Origin of the sequence: Roseovarius sp. MBR-6, assembly GCF_040547525.1 — a bacterium.
Lineage (GTDB): Bacteria > Pseudomonadota > Alphaproteobacteria > Rhodobacterales > Rhodobacteraceae > Roseovarius.
Genome location: NZ_JBEPPW010000004.1, coordinates 1 through 21,549, shown reverse-complemented (window position 1 = coordinate 21,549; position 21,549 = coordinate 1). Strand labels below are relative to the sequence as shown.

At 66.7% G+C, this 21,549-nt stretch carries 20 protein-coding genes and 1 tRNA gene; 8 read left to right on the top strand and 13 right to left on the bottom strand.

The annotated features are described in order from the left end of the window. Positions 1-40: 40 nt before the first annotated feature. Positions 41-1,207 (top strand): M20 aminoacylase family protein, encoded by a 1,167-nt coding sequence (locus ABIE57_RS06590; RefSeq protein ID WP_354538214.1) that lies wholly within the window; start codon positions 41-43, stop codon positions 1,205-1,207. Between the two features lie 7 nt (positions 1,208-1,214). Here the strand turns inward: ABIE57_RS06590 and ABIE57_RS06585 are convergent, their stop codons facing one another. From ABIE57_RS06585 to ABIE57_RS06545, 9 genes are all read right to left on the bottom strand, one after another. Then, on the bottom strand, positions 1,215-2,699 hold the full coding sequence (locus ABIE57_RS06585; RefSeq protein ID WP_354538213.1) for a sulfatase-like hydrolase/transferase: 1,485 nt from the start codon (positions 2,697-2,699) through the stop codon (positions 1,215-1,217). Then, positions 2,699-3,484: a phosphonoacetaldehyde hydrolase gene (phnX, locus tag ABIE57_RS06580; RefSeq protein WP_354538212.1), complete on the bottom strand. Its 786-nt coding sequence runs from the start codon at positions 3,482-3,484 to the stop codon at positions 2,699-2,701. Before phnX ends, ABIE57_RS06585 begins: the two co-directional genes overlap by 1 nt. Further along, on the bottom strand, positions 3,481-4,668 hold the full coding sequence (locus tag ABIE57_RS06575; protein ID WP_354538211.1) for a 2-aminoethylphosphonate--pyruvate transaminase: 1,188 nt from the start codon (positions 4,666-4,668) through the stop codon (positions 3,481-3,483). The genes phnX and ABIE57_RS06575 overlap by 4 nt, the downstream gene beginning before the upstream one ends. Beyond that, entirely contained in the window at positions 4,665-5,726 is a 1,062-nt protein-coding gene (locus ABIE57_RS06570; RefSeq protein ID WP_354538210.1) for an ABC transporter ATP-binding protein, read from the bottom strand. Before ABIE57_RS06570 ends, ABIE57_RS06575 begins: the two co-directional genes overlap by 4 nt. Next, the gene (locus ABIE57_RS06565; protein ID WP_354538209.1) at positions 5,723-6,718 is read right to left on the bottom strand and encodes an ABC transporter ATP-binding protein; all 996 of its coding nucleotides are present in this window, start codon (positions 6,716-6,718) and stop codon (positions 5,723-5,725) included. Before ABIE57_RS06565 ends, ABIE57_RS06570 begins: the two co-directional genes overlap by 4 nt. Beyond that, positions 6,718-7,878: an ABC transporter permease gene (locus ABIE57_RS06560; protein ID WP_354538208.1), complete on the bottom strand. Its 1,161-nt coding sequence runs from the start codon at positions 7,876-7,878 to the stop codon at positions 6,718-6,720. Before ABIE57_RS06560 ends, ABIE57_RS06565 begins: the two co-directional genes overlap by 1 nt. Before the next feature lies 1 nt (position 7,879). Continuing rightward, entirely contained in the window at positions 7,880-8,872 is a 993-nt protein-coding gene (locus ABIE57_RS06555; RefSeq protein ID WP_354538207.1) for an ABC transporter permease, read from the bottom strand. Positions 8,873-8,933: 61 nt separating this feature from the next. Beyond that, positions 8,934-10,991, bottom strand: a complete 2,058-nt coding sequence (locus ABIE57_RS06550; protein ID WP_354538206.1) for an ABC transporter substrate-binding protein — start codon at positions 10,989-10,991, stop codon at positions 8,934-8,936. 134 nt (positions 10,992-11,125) lie between these two features. Continuing rightward, positions 11,126-12,016, bottom strand: coding sequence for a LysR substrate-binding domain-containing protein (locus ABIE57_RS06545; protein ID WP_354538205.1), 891 nt, complete (start codon positions 12,014-12,016; stop codon positions 11,126-11,128). A gap of 186 nt (positions 12,017-12,202) precedes the next feature. Between ABIE57_RS06545 and ABIE57_RS06540 the strand changes: the two genes are divergently transcribed. From ABIE57_RS06540 to ABIE57_RS06530, 3 genes are read left to right on the top strand one after another with little or no spacing between them, the layout of a single operon-like run. After that, the gene (locus ABIE57_RS06540) at positions 12,203-13,141 is read left to right on the top strand and encodes a sulfurtransferase (RefSeq protein WP_354538204.1); all 939 of its coding nucleotides are present in this window, start codon (positions 12,203-12,205) and stop codon (positions 13,139-13,141) included. A gap of 9 nt (positions 13,142-13,150) precedes the next feature. Next, entirely contained in the window at positions 13,151-14,275 is a 1,125-nt protein-coding gene (locus ABIE57_RS06535; protein ID WP_454283718.1) for a YeeE/YedE family protein, read from the top strand. Next, positions 14,272-14,451, top strand: a complete 180-nt coding sequence (locus ABIE57_RS06530; RefSeq protein WP_354538203.1) for a hypothetical protein — start codon at positions 14,272-14,274, stop codon at positions 14,449-14,451. The genes ABIE57_RS06535 and ABIE57_RS06530 overlap by 4 nt, the downstream gene beginning before the upstream one ends. Before the next feature lie 4 nt (positions 14,452-14,455). Here ABIE57_RS06530 and ABIE57_RS06525 read toward each other — a convergent pair whose 3' ends face one another. The 3 genes from ABIE57_RS06525 to surE form a co-directional block, all read right to left on the bottom strand. Continuing rightward, positions 14,456-15,622, bottom strand: a complete 1,167-nt coding sequence (locus ABIE57_RS06525; RefSeq protein WP_354538202.1) for a peptidoglycan DD-metalloendopeptidase family protein — start codon at positions 15,620-15,622, stop codon at positions 14,456-14,458. Positions 15,623-15,692: 70 nt separating this feature from the next. Continuing rightward, positions 15,693-16,349 (bottom strand): protein-L-isoaspartate(D-aspartate) O-methyltransferase, encoded by a 657-nt coding sequence (locus ABIE57_RS06520; RefSeq protein WP_354538201.1) that lies wholly within the window; start codon positions 16,347-16,349, stop codon positions 15,693-15,695. Further along, positions 16,346-17,128, bottom strand: a complete 783-nt coding sequence (gene surE / locus ABIE57_RS06515) for a 5'/3'-nucleotidase SurE (RefSeq protein WP_354538200.1) — start codon at positions 17,126-17,128, stop codon at positions 16,346-16,348. The genes ABIE57_RS06520 and surE overlap by 4 nt, the downstream gene beginning before the upstream one ends. A 295-nt stretch (positions 17,129-17,423) precedes the next feature. Between surE and ABIE57_RS06510 the strand changes: the two genes are divergently transcribed. The 4 genes from ABIE57_RS06510 to ABIE57_RS06495 all read left to right on the top strand — a co-directional run bounded on the left by ABIE57_RS06510 (position 17,424) and on the right by ABIE57_RS06495 (position 20,982). Continuing rightward, complete coding sequence (locus tag ABIE57_RS06510; protein WP_354538199.1) at positions 17,424-18,914, top strand: SulP family inorganic anion transporter; 1,491 nt, start codon at positions 17,424-17,426, stop codon at positions 18,912-18,914. A gap of 14 nt (positions 18,915-18,928) precedes the next feature. Continuing rightward, a complete protein-coding gene (locus tag ABIE57_RS06505) occupies positions 18,929-19,783 on the top strand; it encodes a universal stress protein (protein WP_354538198.1) in 855 nt (284 codons plus the stop codon). Between the two features lie 63 nt (positions 19,784-19,846). Then, positions 19,847-20,821: a quinone oxidoreductase family protein gene (locus ABIE57_RS06500; protein WP_354538197.1), complete on the top strand. Its 975-nt coding sequence runs from the start codon at positions 19,847-19,849 to the stop codon at positions 20,819-20,821. 71 nt (positions 20,822-20,892) lie between these two features. Then, positions 20,893-20,982, top strand: a tRNA-Ser gene (locus tag ABIE57_RS06495). Positions 20,983-21,214: 232 nt separating this feature from the next. Here the strand turns inward: ABIE57_RS06495 and ABIE57_RS06490 are convergent. Beyond that, positions 21,215-21,549, bottom strand: a 335-nt coding sequence (locus ABIE57_RS06490) for an integrase core domain-containing protein (RefSeq protein ID WP_354538196.1), incomplete at its 5' end; no start/stop codon positions are given.

Sequence of the window (21,549 nt, the reverse complement as noted above, 5' to 3'; positions counted from 1 at the left end):
TGACTGCACCCTGACCTGACCGAGGGGGGAGAGTCCAGCCATGGCCGTGATCAACCGCATCAGTGGTTTCGCCGACGAGATGACCGCGTGGCGGCGGCACCTGCACGCCCATCCCGAAATCGGGCTTGAGTGTCACGAGACGGCGGCTTTCGTGGTGGCAAAGTTGCGCGAATTCGGGATCGAGCAGATCGAGACCGGGGTGGCGCAATCCGGCGTCGTCGCGGTGATCGAGGGGCACGGCGCGGGGCCGGCCATCGGCCTGCGCGCGGATATGGACGCGCTGCCGATGGCGGACCTGAGCGGCACGGACCATGCCAGCACCGTGCCGGGGCGTGCCCATGCCTGCGGCCATGACGGGCATACCACCATGTTGCTCGGCGCGGCAAAATACCTGGCCGAGACGCGCAATTTTGCGGGGCGCGCGGTGCTCCTCTTCCAGCCCGCCGAAGAGGGGCCGGGCGGCGGGCGGCTGATGGTGGAGGAGGGCGCGCTCGACCGCCACGGCGTGCGGGAGGTCTACGCGCTCCATACCCTGCCCGGTGCGCCCGAGGGGCAGTTCGAGACCACGCCGGGGCCGATCATGGCCGCCGTCGACACGCTTCATGTGCAGGTGATCGGGCAGGGAGGCCATGCCGCCATGCCGCATGAGACGCGCGATCCGATCCCGGCGGCGGTTGCGCTGGTGCAGGCGATCCAGACCATCGTGACGCGCGACCGTGACCCGCTCGACGATCTGGTCATATCGGTCACGCAGATCCACGCGGGCAGCGCCGATAACGTCATCCCCGACCGCGCCTATGTGGGGGCGAGCATCCGCACATTCTCGGAAACCGTGCAGACGATGGTGCACCGGCGGTTGCGCGAGGTGGCCCATGGGGTGGCGGCGGCGCATGGGCTGCGTGCGGAGGTCGAGATCGAGCTTGGCTATCCGCCGACGGTGAACGAGCCGCAGGCGACCGCCTTCGCCGTCGAGGTCGCGCGCGAGGTCGTGGGCGCGGGTGCGGTGATCGCTGACCGCACCCGCGAGATGGGGGCAGAGGATTTCGCCTACATGCTGGCGGCGCGGCCCGGGTCCTATCTCTTTCTGGGGCAGGGCGCGGGGCCGGGGCTGCACCATCCGGCGTTTGATTTCAACGATGCGGTGGCCCCGGTCGGCGCGTCGTTTTTCGCGCGGCTGGTCGAGCGGGCGCTGCCGCTGCGGGACTGAGTGCCGGTCATGGCAGGTGCGACAGGTGGGTCAATCGCCGGTCGGCGCGCGTCATCCGCAGATCGAGGAGCGCCGCGCGCAAGCGCGCCACCTCAGCCGCTCCTTGGGGTGTTGACGCCAGATCGTGACATTCCAAAGGGTCGTTGCGCCGATCAAACAGCATCGGCGGCACACCGCCATTGAAATGCACAAGGCTGTGGGTCGCGTCGCGCAGGATGGCGGCATTGGCCGTGAGCGGCGTGAGGCCAAGCGCGCGCTCGAACCGCGTGGGCGCGTCCGGCTCGGCGAGGTCGATCTCGGTCAGCGACAGGCCGCGCCAGCCTTCGGGGCGCCTGCCGTTCAGAAAGGGCACAAGGCTTGCGCCGTCCATGGCGGGCGGCACATCCGTGCCCATCAGTTCGAGGATCGTCGGGGCCACGTCCACGGTCGAGATCATATCCGCCACCGATTGCCCCGCCGCCACGCCGGGACCACGCATGACCAGTGGCACGTGATGGGCGGGGGCGAGCACGTTGTCCTTGCCCCAATACCCCTGATCGCCCAGCATCTCGCCATGATCCGACAGTAGCACGACAAGCGTGCGCCCGGCCTGTCCGGTCGCATCCAGCCAGTCAAGCAGGCGGCCAAGGTGGTGATCCACCTCCGCCACGAGGCCAAGGTAGGTGGCGCGCAGATCGGCCGCCTGATCGGGCGAGAGCCGGTCACAGCGCCCGTCGAACCCCCGGAAGAGCCCGTGCTGCGCGGGGGCCGAAAACCACGCGGCGCGGAATGGGTGATCGGTTCCGGCGGGCGCGGGCGCGGGGATGCGGGCGGTGTCGGCCAGGGCGTTCCATGGTTCTGGGGCGACCAGCGGCGGGTGGGGGCGGATATAGGTGAGATGCGCGCACCACGCCCCGTCGCGCCGCGCCTCCAGTGCCTCCAATGTGCGGTCGGTGAGCCAGGCGGTATCGCTGTCCTCGGTCCGGTAGAGCGCGGGCGCGCGCAGCCCCTCGCCGACCGGCTGATAGAGATCGAACCAGCGTTGCGGCAGGGGCGCGGGCAGGTCATAGCCACGGCGGCGCAGATGCCCGATCCAGGCCAACGGGGCCTCGAACCGCATTTCGACGATTTCACGAAAACCGCGCGCGGGCAGCTCATAGGTGGCAAGGTCTGGATCGCCGGGGGGATGCTCGGACGGATCGGCGGCCATGTCGCAATAGCCGAACAGGAGCGGCTCATGCCCGGCGCGGCGCAACTCGGTGGCCACCGTGGCATGATGCGCGGCCACCGGCGTGCCGTTGCGGATGCCGCGATGGTTGAAGGCGTAAAGCCCGGTCAGAAGCGAGGCGCGCGCGGGGCCGCAGGGCACGGCGGCGGTGAAGCATTGGGTGAAGGACGTGCCCTCGGCCATCAGCCGGTCGAGCGCGGGGGTGGGCACGATGCCATGAAGCGCGCCGAAGAGCACATCGGCGCGCAACTGATCGAGCGTCACAAAGAGGAGGTTCGGGGCCATCACCCCTCCGCGTCGAGCCGCGTGAGAAGCGCGGGCAGATCGGCGATGGAATCGATCACGTGATCGGCCCCGGCGTCGCGCAATTCCGCCCCCGCCTGCGCGCGGATCGCGTCGCGCTCGGCCTCGGGCAGCGCCGCAAGCTCTTCGGGCGTGCGTCCCGCGATATTGCCCGAGAGCGCCACGCCCACAACGGTGCAACCGGTGGCGCGGCCCTCCGCGATGCCGGGCGGCGTGTCATCGACCTTGACGATATGGGGGCCGGGCAGGAGCGTCATGTCGGCAAAGACACGATACATCTGCCACGGGCCGGGGCGGCCCTTGGGCACGTCATCGGCGCAGATGCAGACCTCGGGCGCAAAGCCCTGATCGGCCACCACGGGCAGCACCCACGCCATGATCGAGCGGACATAGCCCGTGGTGGTGCCCACGCGGATGCCCTGGGCCGAGAGCCAGTCAAGCGTGGCGGGCGCGCCGGGGACAAGGGTCGCGTAGCGCGCGACCACTTCTTCGTTCATCGGCACGAAAACCTCGTAGAGCCGGTCGATCGCCGCCTCGTCCGGCGCGGAGCCTTGCGCCGCGCGCCAGCCTTCGGCGACATGGGGCAGGGCCATCATGGCGCGGATATGGTCGCGCTTGGGTGCCCCCATCGGCCCGCGCGCATCGGCGATGCTGACCGTCACGCCGAAGCGCGCGAAGGCCTCGACAAAGGCCCCCATCGGCGCGAAGGAGCCGAAATCAATCAGCGTGCCCGCCCAGTCGAAAATCACCGCGTCGAATTTGCTCATGCCATCTCCCTTTCCGCGCGTCGTTTCTCGGCCTGTGCGGCCTCGGGCGGGGCGGCGGAGGCCACGCCCATGTCTTGCAGCGTCGCGCGCGCCGCCTCGACGACCTGTCGCATCACGCCCGCATCGAGCCGCCCGATATGACCCATGCGGAAACTGTCCACCACGGTCAGCTTGCCGGGATAGAGGATAAATCCGCGCGCCTTCATCCGGTCATAGAACTCGGCAAAGCGGAAGGCCGGATCGGCGGGGCAGAAAAACGTGGTGATGATCGGGCTGAGCCAGCGATCCGCGAGCAGCGTCTCGAAACCAAGGCCCCGCATCCCCGCCACCAGCGCATCGCGGTTGGCCGCATACCGCGCGCCGCGCGCCGCCGTGCCGCCCTCGTCCGCGTGCTCATCCAGCGCCTGAAGGAAGGCCGCGACGGTATGGGTGGGGGGCGTGTAGCGCCATTGGCCCGAGCGCTCGAATTCGGCCCATTGGGCGTAGAGATCGAGTGCCAGCGAATGGGCGTTGCCCTTTGCCGCCTCCAGCACCGCGCGGCGGACAAGGGCAAAGCCGAAACCCGGCACGCCCTCGATGCATTTGTTGGCCGAGCTGACCAGCGCGTCAAAAGGCAGGCCCTCGGGCAAGGCCACCGCACCGAAGGCGGACATGGAATCCACCAGCAGGCGGCGGTCTGCGGCGGCGACCGCCTCGGCGATCTCGGCCAGCGGATTGAGGATGCCCGATGAGGTCTCGCAATGGATGGCGACCACATGGGTGATGGCGGGATCGCGGGCGAGGATCCCGGCCACCTCATCCCCGCGCGGCGGCAGGTAATCGCCCTTGTCGAGCACCTCGACCGCGCGGCCCATCTGCCGCAGGGCGGCACCCGCGCGCAAGCCATAAGCGCCGTTGGCCAGCACCAGCGCCTTTCCCTCGCGCGGCACCAATGTGCCCAGCATCGCCTCCACCACGAAACTGCCCGAGCCCTGCATCGGCACGCAGGTGAACGCCTCGCCACCCGGTCCCAGCAGCGCGACCAGCCGCGCGCGCAGGTCCGCCGTCATGGCGCGGAAATCGCCGTCCCAACTGCCCAGATCGCGCAGCATGGCCGCCTTGACGCTGTAGGAGGTTGAAAGCGGCCCCGGTGTCAGAAGCCACGGCTCGCCGCCCTGCGGCGGCTCGATCTTGAGGGTGGTCACGGTATTTCTCTTTCCTTTGCGGGCGTTGTGCCCGCCGGTTCCCTTGATCTACGGAAATCGAACTCCTCGGCATAGTGACAGGCGACGAAATGATCTGAGGCCAGTTCGCGCCAGACAGGCACGTCGAGGGCGCAGCGCGGGCGCGCGAAGGGGCAGCGGGTGTGAAAGCGGCAGCCGGGCGGCGCGTCGGCGGGATTGGGGATCTCGCCCTGAAGGCGCTCAGGGCGAAACGGCAGATCGGGATCGGGTTCGGGCACGGCCGACAGCAGCGCGTGGGTATAGGGATGACGCGGGTGGAAAAAGAGGCTCTCGGTGGGCGCATATTCCGCGAAGCGGCCCACGTAGATGACGGCAACCCGGTGGCTGATGCGCGCCACCACGTTCAGATCATGCGCGATGAACAGGAAGGATGTGCCGGTTTCCTCCTGCAAATCCTTCAGAAGGTTGATGATCTCGGCCTGAATCGACACATCGAGCGCCGACACGCTCTCGTCGCAGACCACGAAATCGGGTCCTGCGACAAGGGCGCGGGCGATGCAGATGCGCTGTCGCTGCCCGCCGGAAAAGGCGTGCGGAAAGCGGCGCAGGTGTTCGAGGTCGAGCTTGCAGCGCGCGGCGATGGCGCGCACGCGGGCGTCGATCGACTCGCGGTCGCGCATCAGGCCCGCGACAACCAGCGGCTCGGCGATGATGTCGCGCACGGTCATGCGGGGGTTGAGGCTGGAATAGGGGTCCTGAAAGACAAGGCTCATGCGCGGGCGCAGCGGGCGCAGCGCCTTCGGACCAAGCGGCACAAGGTCAAGCGGCGCGCCCTCGCCATGAAGCAGCACCTGCCCGCCCGAGGGCGAGATCACCCGCAGGATGGCGCGGCCCACCGTGGTCTTGCCCGAGCCGCTTTCGCCCACGAGGCCCACCGTCTCGCCCCGGCGGATATCGAAGGTGACGCCGTCCACGGCCTTGAGCTGCTTGCGCCTGCCGGAAAAGAACCCGCGCTTGCCAAGATCGAAGCTTACTTCCAGATCGCGGATTTCAAGGAGCGGGCTTTTGTCGGGGATCATGCCACGGCCCTCGTCCCGTGCAGGTGACAGCGCACGCGGCGGCCCACGCCAAGCGTGACCTCGGGCGGCGTTTCGCGGTCGCACAGCCCCGCGATGGCCTCGGCGCAGCGCGGATGGAACGGACAACCCGCGGGCCGCGCGGAGGGCGAGGGGATATCGCCCGGCACCGCCTCGAGCCGTGCATCGAGCCTGTCGGCGCGTGGAATCGCCTTGATCAGGCCGCGCGTATAGGGATGGGCGGGCGATTTCAGCACCTCGCGCGCGGTGCCGGTCTCGACGATGGTGCCCAGATACATCACCGCCACGTCATCGGCGACATGGGCGATCACGCCCAGATCATGGGTGATGAAGATCATCCCCATGCCCAGATCGCGTTGCAGCCCGCGCATGAGGTCAAGCACCTGCGCCTGAATGGTGACATCGAGCGCGGTCGTCGGCTCGTCGGCTATGAGCAGACGCGGCCCGGCGGACAGCGCCAGCGCGATCATCGCCCGCTGGCGCATCCCGCCCGAGAGTTCGTGCGGGTATTGATCGACGCGGGCATCGGGATTGGAGATGCCGACCTTGTCCAGCATGTCCACCGCCAGATCGCGGCCCGCGCGCCCCTTGAGGCCGCGATGCAGGCGGATCGTCTCCATGATCTGGTTGCCGATGGTGTAGACCGGCGAGAAGCTCGCCATCGGCTCCTGAAATATCATGCCGATCTCGCCGCCGCGCAGGTGGCGCAACGCGCGCGCATTGGGCTTCAAGGACTCGATGGCGATTTCCTCGCCGGATTTGGCGGTATAGCGCATCCGCGCCTCTCGAGCGATTTCGGCATTGCCGGGCAGAAGCCGCATCAGCGCCTTGGTCGAGACCGACTTGCCCGAGCCGCTTTCGCCCACGATGCCGAGGGTGCGCCCCTCGGCGACCGAAAACCCCACCCCCTGCACCGGGGTGACGCGCCCCTCGTCGGTGCGAAAGCTGATCGTGAGGTTCTCGACCGTCAGCATCAGCGCGCCTCCGAATAGGGATCGGCCGCGTCGCGCAACCCGTCGCCCAGAACGGTAAAGGCCAGCACCGCCAGCACGACGAAACCGGCGGGGATAAAGAGCCACGGCGCCTGTTCGATGGCCTGCACCGATTGCGCCTGTTGCAGCATCACCCCCCAGGACACCGAGGGCGGGCGCAGCCCGAGACCGACAAAGCTGAGCGCGGTTTCCGACAGGATCATGTAGGGAAACGAGATCACCAGATCGACGATGATGAAGCTGGTGAACGACGGCAGCATGTGAGTGGCGATCACGCGGGCCGGGCGCGCGCCCGCCAGTTCGGCCGCCAGCACGTAATCCTCGCTCCGGATCGACAGAAGCTGGCTTCGGATGCGCCGCGCCAGCGTCGGCCAGCCGAAGAGGCCGAGGATGATGGTCATGGCGAAATAGACCTGCGTCGAGGACCAGTCCTTGGGCATGGCCGCCGCCAGCCCCATGTAAAGCGGGATGATCGGGATCACGCGCACCACCTCGGTCATGCGCTGGATCACGTTGTCGACCATGCCGCCGAAATAGCCCGCCGCCCCCCCGATCACCAGCGCCAGCACGAAGGATATGAGCACCCCCGCCACCCCGATGGAGAGCGAGGTGCGCGTGGCATAAAGCGTGCGCGAGAACACGTCGCGCCCCATCTGGTCGGTGCCCCAGAGGTGCAGGCGCGCGCCGTCCTCCAGCCCGAACAGCCGGGTCTCGATCGGGATCACGCCCAGCAGATGCGCGGGCTGGCCCTCGACGAAAAACGCCACGTAGCGCCGCGTTTCGGGGTCGGGCATAGCGACGGCGCGCAGCGTGACGGGGTCGCGCTCTGTGCGGGTGCCGTGGACGAAGGGGCGCAGGCTACAGCCATTGTCGTCGCAGAACATCGGGATCTGCGGCGGGCCGGACAGGTAGTCGCGGTTGCGCTCAGTGGTGCCGTAGGGTGCGAAAAACTCGGCGAAGAGGCCGAGAATCACCATCAGGCCGAGCACGCAAGCGGCGGCCATGGCCGCGCGGTGACGGCGGAAGCGCCACCAGATCAGCGTCCATTGGCTGGCCGAATAATAGCGTTCGCGCTGGCGGCGCTCGCGCCGTTCGGCGGCGGTCTCGGTGCGGTTCTCGGGGGTGTCGGGCCTGTCGGTCACGTCACCCTCCCAGCCGGATACGCGGGTCGAGCCATGCCAGCAGCAGGTCGGAGACGAAATTCATCACCACGATCACCACCGTCAGCAGCAGAAGGATCGCGCCCGCCACGTTCATGTCGAGATCGAGATAGGATTTGAGCAAGAGATCCCCCAGTTCGGTCAGCCCCAGGACCACCGCGACGATGGGCAGTTCCGAGAATATCCGGTTGACGTCGAAACCGATGGTCGAGACCACCGGGTTGATCGCCAGCCGCGCGGGATATTTCAGCAAAAGCCGCCCCTCGGGCACGCCGCGCGCGCGCGCGGCCATGACCGAGAGCTTGCCCAACTCGTCCGACATGGTCGCGCGCACCGTCTGGATCTGATAGGCCATGGCAGACCAGGCCAGCACGGCGGCGGGCAGCCACAGATGCTTCATCAGGTCCCAGAATTTCGCCCCCGACCACGGCGCATCGGAATATTGCGGGCTGAACAGCCCGCCGATCGAGGCCCCGAACCAGCGGTTGGCGAAATAGAGCATCACCAGCGCCAGAAGGAAATTCGGCAGCGCAAGGCCGAGATATGAAAATACGGTCAGCCCGTAATCGGCGAACCCGCCCCGACGCACGGCGGCATAGATCCCCACCGGGATCGACACGAGATAAGTCACGATCAGCGTGGCAAAGAGCAACCCCAGCGTCAGCCAGACCTTGCCGCTGATGATGGTGTTGACGGAGGTGTCAAAGGCATAGGCCGGTCCGAAATCGCCGCGCAGCACGATGCCGCCGATCCAGTCCAGATAGCGCGTCACGGCTGGCGCATCGAGGCCAAGCTCGACCCGGATCGCCTGCACATCGGCTTCGGTCATGGTGACGCCGGTGCCGGAATATTTGCGGAACGCATAGCGCTCGGCATAGTCGCCGGGCGGCAGTTCCATGATCACGAAGACCATGATCGAGACGAGAACGAGCGTCACGACCATGCCGACGATCCGGTCGATCAGGAAACGGGCCATCTGTGTCCCCCACAGGCGGCACCCGCCCCGGCGCAAGGCCGGGGCGGGCGGCGCTCAGTCCTCAGTTGGCGATGAACCACTGCTGCGGACGGTAGGGATAGGTCCAGTAGTAGTCATAGGTCTTGGACGTGAGAGGCTGCACGTTCTGCACGCTGTTGTGATGCACGTAAGGCGACGGGATTTCCGCCACGACGCCGATCTTGAGCATCTGGTCGGCATGGATGCGCACGATCTCCTCGCCGATCCGGCTCGACGTGGGCGTGCCGAGCGGCTCTGACAGGAACTGTTCGGAGAGATCCCACAGCTTCTGTATATCGGCGGGCGGCTCGATCCCCTCGGCGCCGTTCGTCTGGTGCCACTTGGCCCATTCGAAACCGCCGCCGGGGTTGAAGAAATCGCCGAAGGGCGGCACCAGCATGGTGGCGTCCTGCGCGATGAACGGGCCCGAAATGCCGTCATTCTTCCAGATGAACACGTCCACGTCGTTGGCATTGGCGCTGGAGCGATATTCGTCCGATGTCACCTCGCGCAGATCGACGGTCAGCCCCAACTCTTCCCACATGCCGCGCGACAACTCGTGCAACTGCACCGGACTGCCCTGGCTGGCGAAGAGGATGCGGATGGCGAGCGGCTTGCCGTCGGGGCGCTGGCGCTTGCCGCTGCCGTCGCGGGCAAGGCCCATCTCGTCGAGGAGCGCATTGGCCGCCGCCACGTCATGATCAAGAAACTGCGTGAGCGCATAGTCGGGCACGAAATCGACGGTGCGCGCCTCGACCGGGATGGCCTGCGCGGGCGTGCCCTGTCCGAGATACACGATCTCGCGGATTTCCTCGCGGTCGAGGCCCAGTGACATGGCCTGCGAAAAGCGCGGATCGTTGAAGATGTCGCGGAGAACCGGGTCCTTGTGGTTGCGCGCGAAGGAATAATAGACCGTCTCGCCCAGTGTCGGCGCAAGGCTCACGGTATAGTTGCCCTTGGCCTCGTTCTCCTTCAGGAGCGGAAAGTCGTTCAGCTCCATCGCCTGCTGTTTCCAGGAGATTTCGCCGTTCATGACCTTGAGGTTCACCACGTCGCGCTCGGGGATGTAATCCTCGCGGATCTCCGAGATATAGGGCAGTTGGTTGCCCGCCGTGTCGACCATGTGGAAATAGGGGTTGGCGACAAGGCGGCGGCCGTTGGAATCCTCGGCCACGACGATATGGCTTTCCAGCGTCGGCTTGACGGCGGCGCCGAGGGCGGCGGCCTTGGCCGGGTCCTTCATGAGCGGTGAGGGCACGTCTTTCCAGTCAGACGCGCCGTAATAGAAGTCGATTGCCTCCTTCTCGCTGGCAAAGCCATGTTCGGCGCGCAGCGCGGCGGCACCATCGTTGTATTTGTCCATGAACCGGCCAAGAAAATGGCGCGGCAGGAAGGTCTGGCCGTAATCCATCGCCCAGCGGTTGATGAGGTTGGGCTGCGGCGTGGGAAAGGTAAAGGTGACGGTGACATCGTCCACCGCCTCGACGCGGGCCGGCTCGCCGCCAAAGAGCCAGCGGCCGGGGGTGGTTTCGGTGATCGCCGGATTGGTGAGCACGTCATCATACCAGAAAACAACGTCATGCGCGGTGAAGGGCGCGCCGTCGGACCATTTGTGCCCCTTGCGCAGGGTAAAGGTCAGTTGCGTGTAATCGGCGTTCCACGACCAGCCCTTGGCCACGTTGGGCACGATGGTCTTGAGATCATCGGCGTAGCGCACGAGGTTGACATGACGCACCGACAGCATGTCGGATGTGCCTGATTCGGTGCCGCGCGAGGCCCCGCTCAGCACGCCGCCATATTGGCCGATGGCTGCATAGGGTGCCACGACCAGCGGCTCTTCGGGCAGGCGTGCGGCCACCGGCGGCAGATCCGGGTTGCCCGCGATGCGCGCATTGAGATCGGCCATGGCCGGGTTCTCGGCCAGATCGAGCGTGCAGCTTGCGGCGGACTGCAACTCGGCCAGTTCGAACTGTTGCGGGAAGGCGGGCGCAAGGCCCTTCATGTCGGCCACGGTGGCAGGCGGGCAGGCGGCAAAGGCCATGGTGCCGCTCAGGGCAAGCGCCGTGGTGCTGGCAAGCAGCGATATTTTCTTGGGACGCATCGGTTTTCCTCCAGGTGTTGGTGGCGGGATGTTACCGCTAATTTCAAATCTGTCATCCCTTTGCACGATTCTGTAACGGATAAATGAAACATAAGCATTCATTTGCTTCTCAAATGCTCACGGACGGTTCCCTATCAGGCGGCGCGCTTGCGCAGCCCGGCGATCTCGAAGAGGGCCGCGACCGCGCCCATGTCGCGCTGTTCGGGCAGGGTCACAAGGTAATGTCCGAGGCGCGGCACCGGCTCTTGCAGGGTGACGGCCACGATGCGCGGATCGTCCGGCTCGATCTCGCCGGCCATGGCGATGCCCACGCCCACGCCCTGCGCGGCGGCGAGGCGCATCGATTCCCACGAACCAAGGTCGATGGCGGTGCGCAGGCTGACGCCCTGCCGCGCGGCATAGGCGTCAAAGAGGCGTCGCGTGCCCGAGGCCCCCTCGCGACGAATGAGGTCGAGCGTGCCGACCTCGGACCAGGACACCTGCGCGCGGGTCGCAAGCGCGCTGTCGCGCCCGACCATCAGCACCACATCCTCGCGCCGCAATTCGAGGCAGACAAGGTCCGGCTCCGGCTCGGGCAGGGTGACGAAACAGGCCTCGAACGCGCCATGGCGCAGCCCCTCGAGCAGGTCATGCGAGCCATGGCAGCGTGCCTCGATCCGCACGCCGGGGTGGCGCAAGCGGAATGTGGCGAGAATGTCCATGATGAACTGATGCGTGGTGTAGCCGATGGCCAGGCGCCCAGAATCGAGCGTGGCCAGTCCGCCAAGCCCGTCCGCCACCTCGTCGGAGAGTTGCAACAATGCCCGCAGGCGCGGCAGAAGGGGCATCAGCAGCGCGTTCGCCTCAAGCCGGTGGCCGGAGCGGTCAAAGAGGCGCGCGCGCAGTTTCTCCTCGATCTGCGACAGGTGGTTCGAGACCGACGGCTGCGACAATCCCAGGTCGCGCGCCGCCGCCCCGATCCCACCGCAGCGCGCGATGGCCTCGAGCACCGAGAGTTGCACGAGGGTAAAGGGCGGCTTGGCCATGCGCGGTCCTTTCGCAGTGTTCCGGCTCCGGCCATGCTTGGCCCAAGCGCGCCGCTTGTCCAGTCACATCTGGCGCGATGCGCGGTCTCAAACGCGTGTCAGACTGCGTGACGAGGCTTGTTGCGGCGGGGCTTGGGGCGTATCTATCGCGCAACCGTCAGCTTTCGCGCGAAAGGAGACCCGCTCATGTTCGCCCGCTTCCGCAAATCCCTCTTTGCCCTCGCGCTCGCCGTGTTTCCGATGGCGGCACACGCGCTCGGACCGCTTGTCGATGTCTCCGATCTGCGCGCTGCGCTTGACGCCGAGGCCCCTGTCGTGCTCGATATCCGCGCGGGCGATGCCTACGCCAACGGCCATGTGCCCGGCGCGCTCAACGCGCCCTACGGTCTCTTTCGCGGCCCCGCCGAGAACCCCGGCGAGCTTGTTTCCGAGGCGCATCTGACCGAGGTGCTGCGCGGTCTTGGCATCTCCACCGATACGCCCGTTGTCGTGGTCCATCAGGGCACCAACCAGACCGATTTCGGCGCGGCCGCGCGGGTTTACTGGACGTTGAAATCAAGCGGGGTCGAGACGCTGGCCATTCTCAACGGTGGCATGAACGCCTGGGCTGCCGCCAACGCGCCGCAAGAGACCGGCCCCGCATCGCAGGTCACGCCCTCGGATATCACCGTGCGTTTCTCGCGCGAATGGCTTGCCACGCGGGAGGATGTGCAGGCCATCGTCGACGGGCGCGACAATGCCCAACTGATCGACGCGCGCCCCGAGGCGTTCTGGAAAGGCGAGACCAAGCACGCCGCCGCCGCCCGTCCCGGCACCATCCCGCAATCGCAATATTTCACCCATGATCGCTGGTTCGGCCAAAGCGAGCCGTCGCTGATCAAGCCGGACCTCGTGCGCCAACTGGCCGAGGAAAACGGCTTTGGTCCCGGCGACCGGCTGGTGAGTTTCTGCAATACCGGGCATTGGGCCGCGACAAACTGGTTCGCGCTGAGCGAACTGGCGGGGATCGAGGGCGTGCGGATGTATCCCGAATCGGTGGTCGGCTGGTCCAATGCCGGGCTCGAGATGGCGAATGTGCCGGGGCTGTTTCAAAACCTGCTCGACAAGATCACCGGCAAGAACTGAGGCAATGACATGACCACGGCCGCGCCCGCTGTCCCCACCGCGCCGGGCCTCGTGCCGCGCGCATCGATGCTTGCCCTCGTGGCGGCGACCGTCCTGATTGTGGCGCTGTTCGCGGGGCCGCGTTCGGGGCTGGTGCTGCTGATCGGGCTGGGGTTCGGCCTCACGCTTGAAGGCTTTCGCTTCGGCTTTACCGGGCCGTGGCGGCGGATGATCCTCGAGCGCGACGCCTCTGGCCTTCTGGCGCAGCTTCTGGCGATTGCCATTGTCGCCTGCGCGGCGCTGCCGCTGCTGGCCGCCAACGGGGCCGAGTTGAAGGGGGCCCATGCGCCCATCGGGCTGGCGATGGTCGGCGGGGCCTTCGTCTTTGGCGCGGCGATGCAGATCGTGCTTGGCTGCGGCTCGGGCACGCTGGTCAATGCCGGGAGCGGCAATGCCATCGGCGCGGTGGCGCTGCCCTTCTTCGCCATCGGCAGTTTCGCAGGCGCCTGGCACCTGAGCTGGTGGACCGCGCTTGGCAGCCTGCCGGTCATGGCGCTGGAAGGGACGTTTGGTCTTGGCATCACGCTTCTCGGGCTGGCCGGGGTGGCGGCGCTGGCGCTCGTGATCGGACGCCGCGGCAGTCACCGGCTGCCTGCCCGATACTGGGGCGCGCTGCTGGCGCTGGCGGCGCTGGCCATCCTGCATCTGGTCGTGGCGGGACAGCCCTGGGGCGTGGTCTACGGCCTTGGTCTCTGGGTGGCCAAGGGTGTGGTGGCCGTGGGGGGTGATCTCTCGGGGTCGGTCTTCTGGTCGGCTCCGGCCAATGCGGCGCAGGTCGAGGCCAGCCTTTTGCTGGATATCACCTCGCTCACCGATCTGGGCCTCATCGGCGGCGCGGCGCTGGTGGCGTGGTGGCGGACGGGTCTTGCCTCGCCTGTGGGCGTGCTGCCCGCGCGCGCCTGGGTGGCGGTGATCGTGGCGGGGCTGGTGCTGGGCTACAGCTCGCGGCTGGCCTTCGGCTGCAATATCGGCGCGTTCTTCAGCGGCATCGCCACCGGCTCGGCGCATGGCTGGGTCTGGTTCGCGGCGGCCTTTGCCGGATCCTGGGTGGGGATCAGGCTACGGCCCTCGCTGGGTCTGGAGGCGCGGCGATGAGGCGGGTGCATGTGACGCTTCTGGTGGCGCTGGGGGTGGCCGGGCTGCTGGCGCTCGATCAGGCGCAGTCGCAGCCGCTCAACCCCTATAACGCCCCGCCGATGATTGCGCTCGGCTCGGGTCTGGCGGCCACCGGCGGGCATTGTGCCGCGCCCCCGCCGCCGCTGACGCGCTGAGCGCTCAGGGATTGAGAAACCGGTTGGGATCGACGCTTTCGAACCCGTCGCGCACCTCGAAATGCAGCGCGGCCGCGCCGTCGCGGCGGATCTCGGCGATCTTCTGGCCGCGTGCAACGGTATCGCCCTTCTTGACGCTGAGCGCGTCCACGTTCGAATAAACGGTGAGCAGGCTGCCCTGATGGCGGATCACGATGATGGGGATGCCGTTGGTGTCCTCGGTGATCGCGGCAACCGTGCCCGCATCGGCGGCCTTCACGGGCGCGCCGGGGGTGGCGGCGATGTCGATGCCGTCATTGCGGCCCTTGGCATAGTCGCGGATGATCGAGCCTTCGACGGGCTGCGCCATGCGCGCGCTGCCTGTTGCGGTTTGGCCGAGGTCCGGGGCGGCGACCGGCGGGGTCGGTGTGGCGACCGGCCGGGTCTCTTCTGCGGGCAGGGGCTGTGCCGCGCTTGGCGGCGTGGGTGTGGGCGAGCCGGAGCCGGGCGGGCTGACGGCGGCCGGGGCGGCCGCCGCTTCGCGCGGCGGGGGCGTCGCGCCGGGCGTCGCCACGGGAATGAGCAGATGCTGACCCTCGCGAACGGCGAAATCGGGTCCGAGCCCGTTCCAGTCCGCAAGGCTGCGCACCGAGACGTTGTAGAGCCGCGCGATGGAAAAGGCTGTCTCGCCGCGCTCGACCCGGTGGCGCACGGGCTCTGTGCCCACCTGCGCCGCGGGGGCGAGTGTCGTGGTTCGGACCTGTTGCGCATCGGCGCGCGCGATGGCTCCGCCCGCCACCGAGGCGATATCGACGCCCGAAGGAGGCTGGATCGGCCCGCCGGTCGGTTCGGCGACACGGCGGGGCAGGGCCACGATCTCGCCGTCACGCAGGATGTCGCCGGTCTGGATGCCGTTGAAGCGGGCAAGCTCCTCGGCGTCGGCCCCGATACGGGTGGCCAGCCGCGCGAGCGTATCGTCGCGCCGCGCCACCGCCACCTGATAGCCGGGATAGGAGATGATGCCGCGGTCGTCGGGCTGCGGGCGCGCCGTGCTGGCCGTGCGCGCCGCGTCGGCGGTACTGGGCGCGTTGCCGAAGGCCCCGCGCATGTCGATGTCGAGCGGTTGGCTACAGGCGGCAAGCCCCAAAGCCAGCCCCATGCCGATCGCCAGATGTCGCGGTAACTGTCGCATCCTCGATACTCCCTGTTTCCTGCCTCGTCCTGTCTTTGCGCCTCTTGTCGCGCCGTGCCCGTGCGGGCCCTTACCCATCGCGCCCCAGCCCCTCGACCAGCGGCACGAAGCGCACCGGGCGCAGTTCGTCATACTCGTATCCGGTCTCGTGCCGGGTCACGCGGATGAGATGCTGCACCGCATCGGACTGACCGACGGGCAAGACCATGATACCGCCGATCTTGAGTTGCGCCAAGAGCGGCCCCGGCGGATCCTCGGCCGCTGCCGTCACGATGATCCGGTCGAATGGGGCCTGTTCGGGCAGGCCAAAGCTGCCATCGGCGGTGAGCGCGATGATATTGGTCAGATCGAGTGCCGCGAAAATCTCGCACGCCTCGCGCACGAGGCGGCGGTGACGGTCCACGGTATAGACGCGGCGGGCAAGCTGGCTCAGGATCGCGGCCTGATAGCCCGAGCCGGTGCCCACCTCCAGCACCTTGTCGCGCGGCGTGACCTTCAGCGCCTGCGTCATCAGCCCCACCACCGAGGGCTGGCTGATGGTCTGGCCGCAGGCAATGGGCAGCGGCATGTCCTCATAGGCGCGGTCGGTGAAATAGCCGCGCACGAAGGGGCCACGGTCCATCCGTTCCATCGCGGTGAGCACGCGCGCATCCGTCACACCGCGCGAGCGCAGGGCATAAAGGAACTGCATCTTGCGTTCGGCGATATGATCGTCCCCGTCGCTCATTCGATGGCTTTCAGTGCCTCCAGCGCGTCATGCGCCGTGAGATCCGCGCGCATCGGCGTCACCGAGATATAGCCCTGAAGGTTCACATCCGCATCCGAGCCGGGGCTGGTGGGCATGTTCTGCGGCGCGCCCGTGACCCACAGGAACCGCCGCCCCGAGGGGGAATGCGCGGGCTGCACGCCAAAGCCCATGTCGCGGCGAAAGCCCTGTCGCGCGGCGCGGATGCCCTTGACATCCGCCGCCGGGACGGGCGGAAAGTTGATGTTGTAGAAGATGCCGTAATCGTCGCGCGTCCACACACCCTTGTCCAGAAGACGGCGCAGCACGGGCAGGCCGTGCACGCGCGCGGCCTCGAAAGGATCGGGCGCGTCGCGCTGCGCGGGGCCGTAATACTGGCTGAGCGCGACCGCGGGCACACCGTGCAAGGCTGCCTCCATCGCCGCGCCCACGGTGCCGGAATAGACCGCGTTCTCGGCCGAGTTGTTGCCGCGATTGACGCCCGAGAGAACCAGATCGGGGCGTGCGTCCTTCATCACGTCATAAAGCCCGGCCAGCACGCAATCGGCCGGGCTGCCCTCGGCGGCATAGCGGCGCGGGGCCATTTCGCTGATCATCATCGGGCGGGTATAGGAGATGCAATGGCCCACGCCCGATTGCTCGAAGGCGGGGGCCACGGTCCAGACCTCACCGTCATCGCCCGCAAGTGCGCTGGCGATTTCCGCAAGCACCGCAAGGCCCGGTGCGTTGATGCCGTCGTCATTTGTGATCAGAATGCGCATGTGCCTGCCTCTCGCTGTCTTGCTCCCTCTCTATCGCGCCCATGGGCAGGCAACAAGCGGTGCGCGCACCATGGCCCCATGGCGGCACGGCAGTCAGGGCGGACAAGCCTTGCGCATGACGCAATTCTGCAATGCGGCAATTTCCGGTTGGCAGGGGCGGGGCAGGCGGGTAGGGGGCGGGAGGGTGGAGCGGACAGGCCTTGTAATGGCGTCCTGTCGTCGGTTCCCTGCACAGCTCTCGCACGACAAGGACAGCCCGGCGGCCGCCAATGCCGGACAGGAAACGGATGAACGCATGATCTCTCTCGACGCCTATCGGGCACAATGGTTCGGAAATGTCAGGGGCGATATCCTCGCCGGGCTGGTGGTTGCGCTCGCGCTGATCCCCGAGGCCATCGCATTCTCGATCATCGCGGGCGTGGACCCGAAGGTGGGGCTTTACGCCAGCTTCTCGATTTCGGTGCTGATCGCGTTCACCGGCGGTCGGCCGGGCATGATCTCGGCGGCCACCGCCGCGACGGCTGTGCTGATGATCACGCTGGTGCGGGATCACGGGCTGGAATACCTGCTGGCGGCAACCGTGCTGGCAGGGTTGATCCAGATCGGCATGGGGGTGCTGCGGCTGGGATTTGTCATGCGCTACGTGTCGAAATCGGTGATGACCGGCTTTGTCAACGCGCTGGCGATCCTGATCTTCATGGCGCAACTGCCCGAGCTTGATCCGCGCGCCGTGACATGGATCACCTTTGTGCTGGTGGCGGCGGGGTTGGCGATCATCTATCTCTTTCCGCTGCTGACAAGCGCCATTCCGTCGCCCTTGGTGACCATTGTTGTGCTGACCGCAATCGCCTACTTCATGGGTCTCGATGTGCGCACCGTGGGCGATATGGGCGCGCTGCCCGACACATTGCCGGTGTTCCTGATCCCGCAGATCCCGCTGACCTTCGAGACGCTGATGATCATCCTGCCCTATTCCATGGCGGTGGCGGTCGTGGGCCTTCTCGAAAGCCTGATGACGCAGAACATCGTCGATGACCTGACCGACACCAAATCCAACCGCTCTCAGGAGATGGTCGGGCAGGGCATCGCCAATACCGCGACCGGCTTTATCGGCGGCATGGCGGGCTGTGCGATGATCGGCCAATCGATCATCAACGTGAAATCCGGCGGGCGCGGGCGGCTGTCGTCCTTTTCGGCGGGGGTATTCCTGCTGGCGATGGTGGTGGGGCTCGGCGATGTGGTCAGCCTCATTCCGATGGCGGCGCTGGTGGCGATCATGATCATGGTCGCGGTCGGCACGTTCTCGTGGTCGTCGATCAAGAACCTGCGCACGCATCCGCGCTCGTCCTCCATCGTGATGCTGGCCACCGTGGTCACCGTGGTCTACACCCACAACCTTGCCATCGGCGTGCTGGTGGGCGTGCTCCTGTCGGGCATCTTCTTTGCCGGCAAGATCGCGCAGCTTTTCAAGGTGACGAGCCATATCACCAAAAGCGGCAGCCACCGCACCTACGTCGTGGAGGGGCAGCTATTCTACGGCTCGGTCGAGGATTTCATGAACGCTTTCGACTTCAAGGAAGCGCTGGAAAAGGTCATCATCGACGTGAGCCGCGCGCATATCTGGGATATTTCCTCGGTTCAGGCGCTTGACATGGTGATCCTCAAATTCCGCCGCGACGGGGCCGAGGTCGAGATCATCGGCATGAACGAGGCCACAGAGACCATCGTTGACAGGCTTGCCATCCATGACAAGCCGGGCGCGATGGACAAGCTGATGGCGCATTGAGGGAGGATATGACCATGACGGACAAGGTGATCGCATTGGTGGACGGGTCGATCTATTCGGCCTCGGTCTGCGACCACGCGGCCTGGATCGCGCAGCGCACCGGCGCGGCGGTCGAGTTGCTGCATGTGCTCGGGCGGCGCGAAGGGGCGGAGAAGCAGGACCTTTCAGGCGCGATCAGACTGGGCGCGCGCACGGCATTGCTGGAGGAACTGGCCGAGCTTGACGCACAGCGCGCCAAGCTGGTGGCGCATCGCGGGCGGGCGATCCTGGAAGACGCGCGCGCGATCCTCGAGAAGGCCGAGATCAACGAGATCACCACCCGCCTGCGGCAGGGCGATATCGTCGAGACGGTGGCCGAGGTCGAGCATGACGCCCGCGTGATCGTGATCGGCAAGCGCGGCGAGGCCGCCGATTTCGCCAAGGGCCATCTGGGATCGAACCTCGAACGCATCGTGCGCGCCAGCCACAAGCCGGTTTTCGTGGCCTCCCGCGCGTTTCAGCCCATCGAGAAGGTGCTCGTGGCCTATGACGGCGGCACCTCGGCGATGAAGGCGGTCGATCACATCGCGCGCAGCCCGCTTTTCTCCGGGCTGAAGGTGCATGTGGTGACGGTCGGTCAGGCCACGCCGGACGTCAGGAAGGGTCTGGAAGATGCCCGCGCGCTTCTGGTCGCCGCCGGGATCGAGGCCGAGACGGATGTGGTCGCCGGCCAGCCCGAGACGGCGCTCGGCAAGCTGGTGGAAGAGGCGGGCTTTGACATGGTGGTGATGGGTGCCTATGGCCACAGCCGCATCCGCAGCCTGATCATCGGCTCCACCACCACGGAAATGGTCCGCTCCTGCAAGGTGCCCGTGGTGCTGGTGCGCTGAGCCTTGCCATGCCCCGGCCGCTGGTGTTGACTGCGCCGCGAACAGGACAGGGAGGGACGCGTCATGGCACGCACTGTGGTAATCGAGACAACCGGTGGCCCCGAGGTTTTGACGCTGGTCGAGCGTGAGGTCGGCGCGCCGGGTCCGGGCGAGATCCGCATCCGCCACGAGGCCTGTGGCCTCAACTTCATCGACGTCTATCAGCGCACCGGGCTTTACCCGCTTGCCCTGCCTCATGCCCTCGGGATGGAGGCCGCAGGCGTGATCGAGGCCGTGGGCGCGGGCGTCAGCCATCTCAAACCCGGCGACCGCGCGGCCTATGCCGCCACCCCGCCGGGGGCCTACACGGAGGCCCGCGTCATGCCCGCCGCCCAGGTCTGCCCGCTGCCCGAGGGGATTTCCTTCGAGGAGGCCGCCGCGATCATGTTGCAGGGCATGACGGTGGAATATCTCTTTCACCGGGTCTGGCCGCTGGAAAAGGGACAGAGCGTGCTCTTTCACGCCGCCGCCGGGGGCGTGGGGCTTCTGGCCTGCCAATGGGCGCGCGCCATAGGTATCCGCCTGATCGGCACCGCCGGGACGGATGAGAAATGTGCGCTCGCGGTCGAGAACGGGGCCGAGACCTGCCTCAACTACCGTTCGGGCGATTTCGTCGAAGAGGTCAAGGCGCTGACCGGTGGCGCGGGCGTCGATGTGGTGATGGACGGGGTCGGGCAGGACACGTTCGAGCGCTCGCTCGACTGCCTCAAACCGCTCGGCATGATGATTTCCTTCGGCAATGCCTCGGGCCCGGTCGCGCCGGTGAGCCTGCTGACGCTGGCGGCCAAGGGCTCGCTCAAGATGACGCGCACGACTCTTTTCACCTTTCTCGCCGATCACGCGCGCTGTCAGGACATGGCGCGGCACCTCTTCGACAAGGTCGGCAGCGGCGCGGTGCGCCCCACCATCGGCCGGCGCTACCCGCTCGAGGAGATCGCCGAGGCGCATCGCGCCCTCGAGGCGCGCGAGACCACCGGCTCCACGGTGATCACGCTCTGATCGAAGGCTTTCGGAACGCAGGGCAAATTCAGCCTTGTGTTCCCGCCGCCCGCCCCGTTATACGCATCAGCGGAGCTGTGGCCGAGTGGTCGAAGGCGCTCCCCTGCTAAGGGAGTAGGCCCGGAAGGGTCTCGTGGGTTCGAATCCCATCGGCTCCGCCACTGTAATATGTGGATAATTTTATAATATACATTAAAATCAAACACTTATCTTGATGTGGTTCACGTGAGCTGACCCCTCTCCCTTGTTTTGCTACCCTTTCTGCACCACATTATGCTTCACGAAGCCGTATGTTGGGGAATGCGAGGATGTCAAAACCTGTCCTGCGCGGAAAGACGTGGTATCTGAAGCGGCGAGTTCCGACGCGATTTGCGTCAGTTGAGGAACGAAGTGTCATTTGGGATAGCTGTCACATCCCGGAAGGTAGTATGGCTTCTTCCTGAACAACTGCGGCTTGAGTTTGTGCCAGTCCTTCATCGCCTGCAAGGGCGACCTGCTGCCCAAGGCTGATTGCGGGAGCTGCTGGTTGTAGAGCCAGACATATCGATGAAGTGTGGTCTCCAGTTCCTCGCCTGAGCGGAAGTGGTGGCTTTGAAGAACCTCTTCGATCCGGCCGTTGAAGCGCTCGACCATACCGTTGGTCTGGGGCGATTTCGGCGGGGTGAGGCGGTGCTCGATGCCCAGTTCGGCGCAGAGCTTGTCGAATTCATGCTCGCCGGTTGCGGCAC

Excerpts from the sequence above, each read along its gene's own strand:
- ABIE57_RS06590 (WP_354538214.1), top strand. The coding sequence starts at position 41 with ATGGCCGTGATCAACCGCATCAGTGGTTTCGCCGACGAGATGACCGCG.
- ABIE57_RS06585 (WP_354538213.1), bottom strand. The coding sequence starts at position 2,699 with ATGGCCCCGAACCTCCTCTTTGTGACGCTCGATCAGTTGCGCGCCGAT.
- phnX (WP_354538212.1), bottom strand. The coding sequence starts at position 3,484 with ATGAGCAAATTCGACGCGGTGATTTTCGACTGGGCGGGCACGCTGATT.
- ABIE57_RS06570 (WP_354538210.1), bottom strand. The coding sequence starts at position 5,726 with ATGATCCCCGACAAAAGCCCGCTCCTTGAAATCCGCGATCTGGAAGTA.
- ABIE57_RS06565 (WP_354538209.1), bottom strand. The coding sequence starts at position 6,718 with ATGCTGACGGTCGAGAACCTCACGATCAGCTTTCGCACCGACGAGGGG.
- ABIE57_RS06555 (WP_354538207.1), bottom strand. The coding sequence starts at position 8,872 with ATGGCCCGTTTCCTGATCGACCGGATCGTCGGCATGGTCGTGACGCTC.
- ABIE57_RS06550 (WP_354538206.1), bottom strand. The coding sequence starts at position 10,991 with ATGCGTCCCAAGAAAATATCGCTGCTTGCCAGCACCACGGCGCTTGCC.
- ABIE57_RS06545 (WP_354538205.1), bottom strand. The coding sequence starts at position 12,016 with ATGGCCAAGCCGCCCTTTACCCTCGTGCAACTCTCGGTGCTCGAGGCC.
- ABIE57_RS06540 (WP_354538204.1), top strand. The coding sequence starts at position 12,203 with ATGTTCGCCCGCTTCCGCAAATCCCTCTTTGCCCTCGCGCTCGCCGTG.
- ABIE57_RS06535 (WP_454283718.1), top strand. The coding sequence starts at position 13,151 with ATGACCACGGCCGCGCCCGCTGTCCCCACCGCGCCGGGCCTCGTGCCG.
- ABIE57_RS06530 (WP_354538203.1), top strand. The coding sequence starts at position 14,272 with ATGAGGCGGGTGCATGTGACGCTTCTGGTGGCGCTGGGGGTGGCCGGG.
- ABIE57_RS06525 (WP_354538202.1), bottom strand. The coding sequence starts at position 15,622 with ATGCGACAGTTACCGCGACATCTGGCGATCGGCATGGGGCTGGCTTTG.
- ABIE57_RS06520 (WP_354538201.1), bottom strand. The coding sequence starts at position 16,349 with ATGAGCGACGGGGACGATCATATCGCCGAACGCAAGATGCAGTTCCTT.
- surE (WP_354538200.1), bottom strand. The coding sequence starts at position 17,128 with ATGCGCATTCTGATCACAAATGACGACGGCATCAACGCACCGGGCCTT.
- ABIE57_RS06510 (WP_354538199.1), top strand. The coding sequence starts at position 17,424 with ATGATCTCTCTCGACGCCTATCGGGCACAATGGTTCGGAAATGTCAGG.
- ABIE57_RS06505 (WP_354538198.1), top strand. The coding sequence starts at position 18,929 with ATGACGGACAAGGTGATCGCATTGGTGGACGGGTCGATCTATTCGGCC.
- ABIE57_RS06500 (WP_354538197.1), top strand. The coding sequence starts at position 19,847 with ATGGCACGCACTGTGGTAATCGAGACAACCGGTGGCCCCGAGGTTTTG.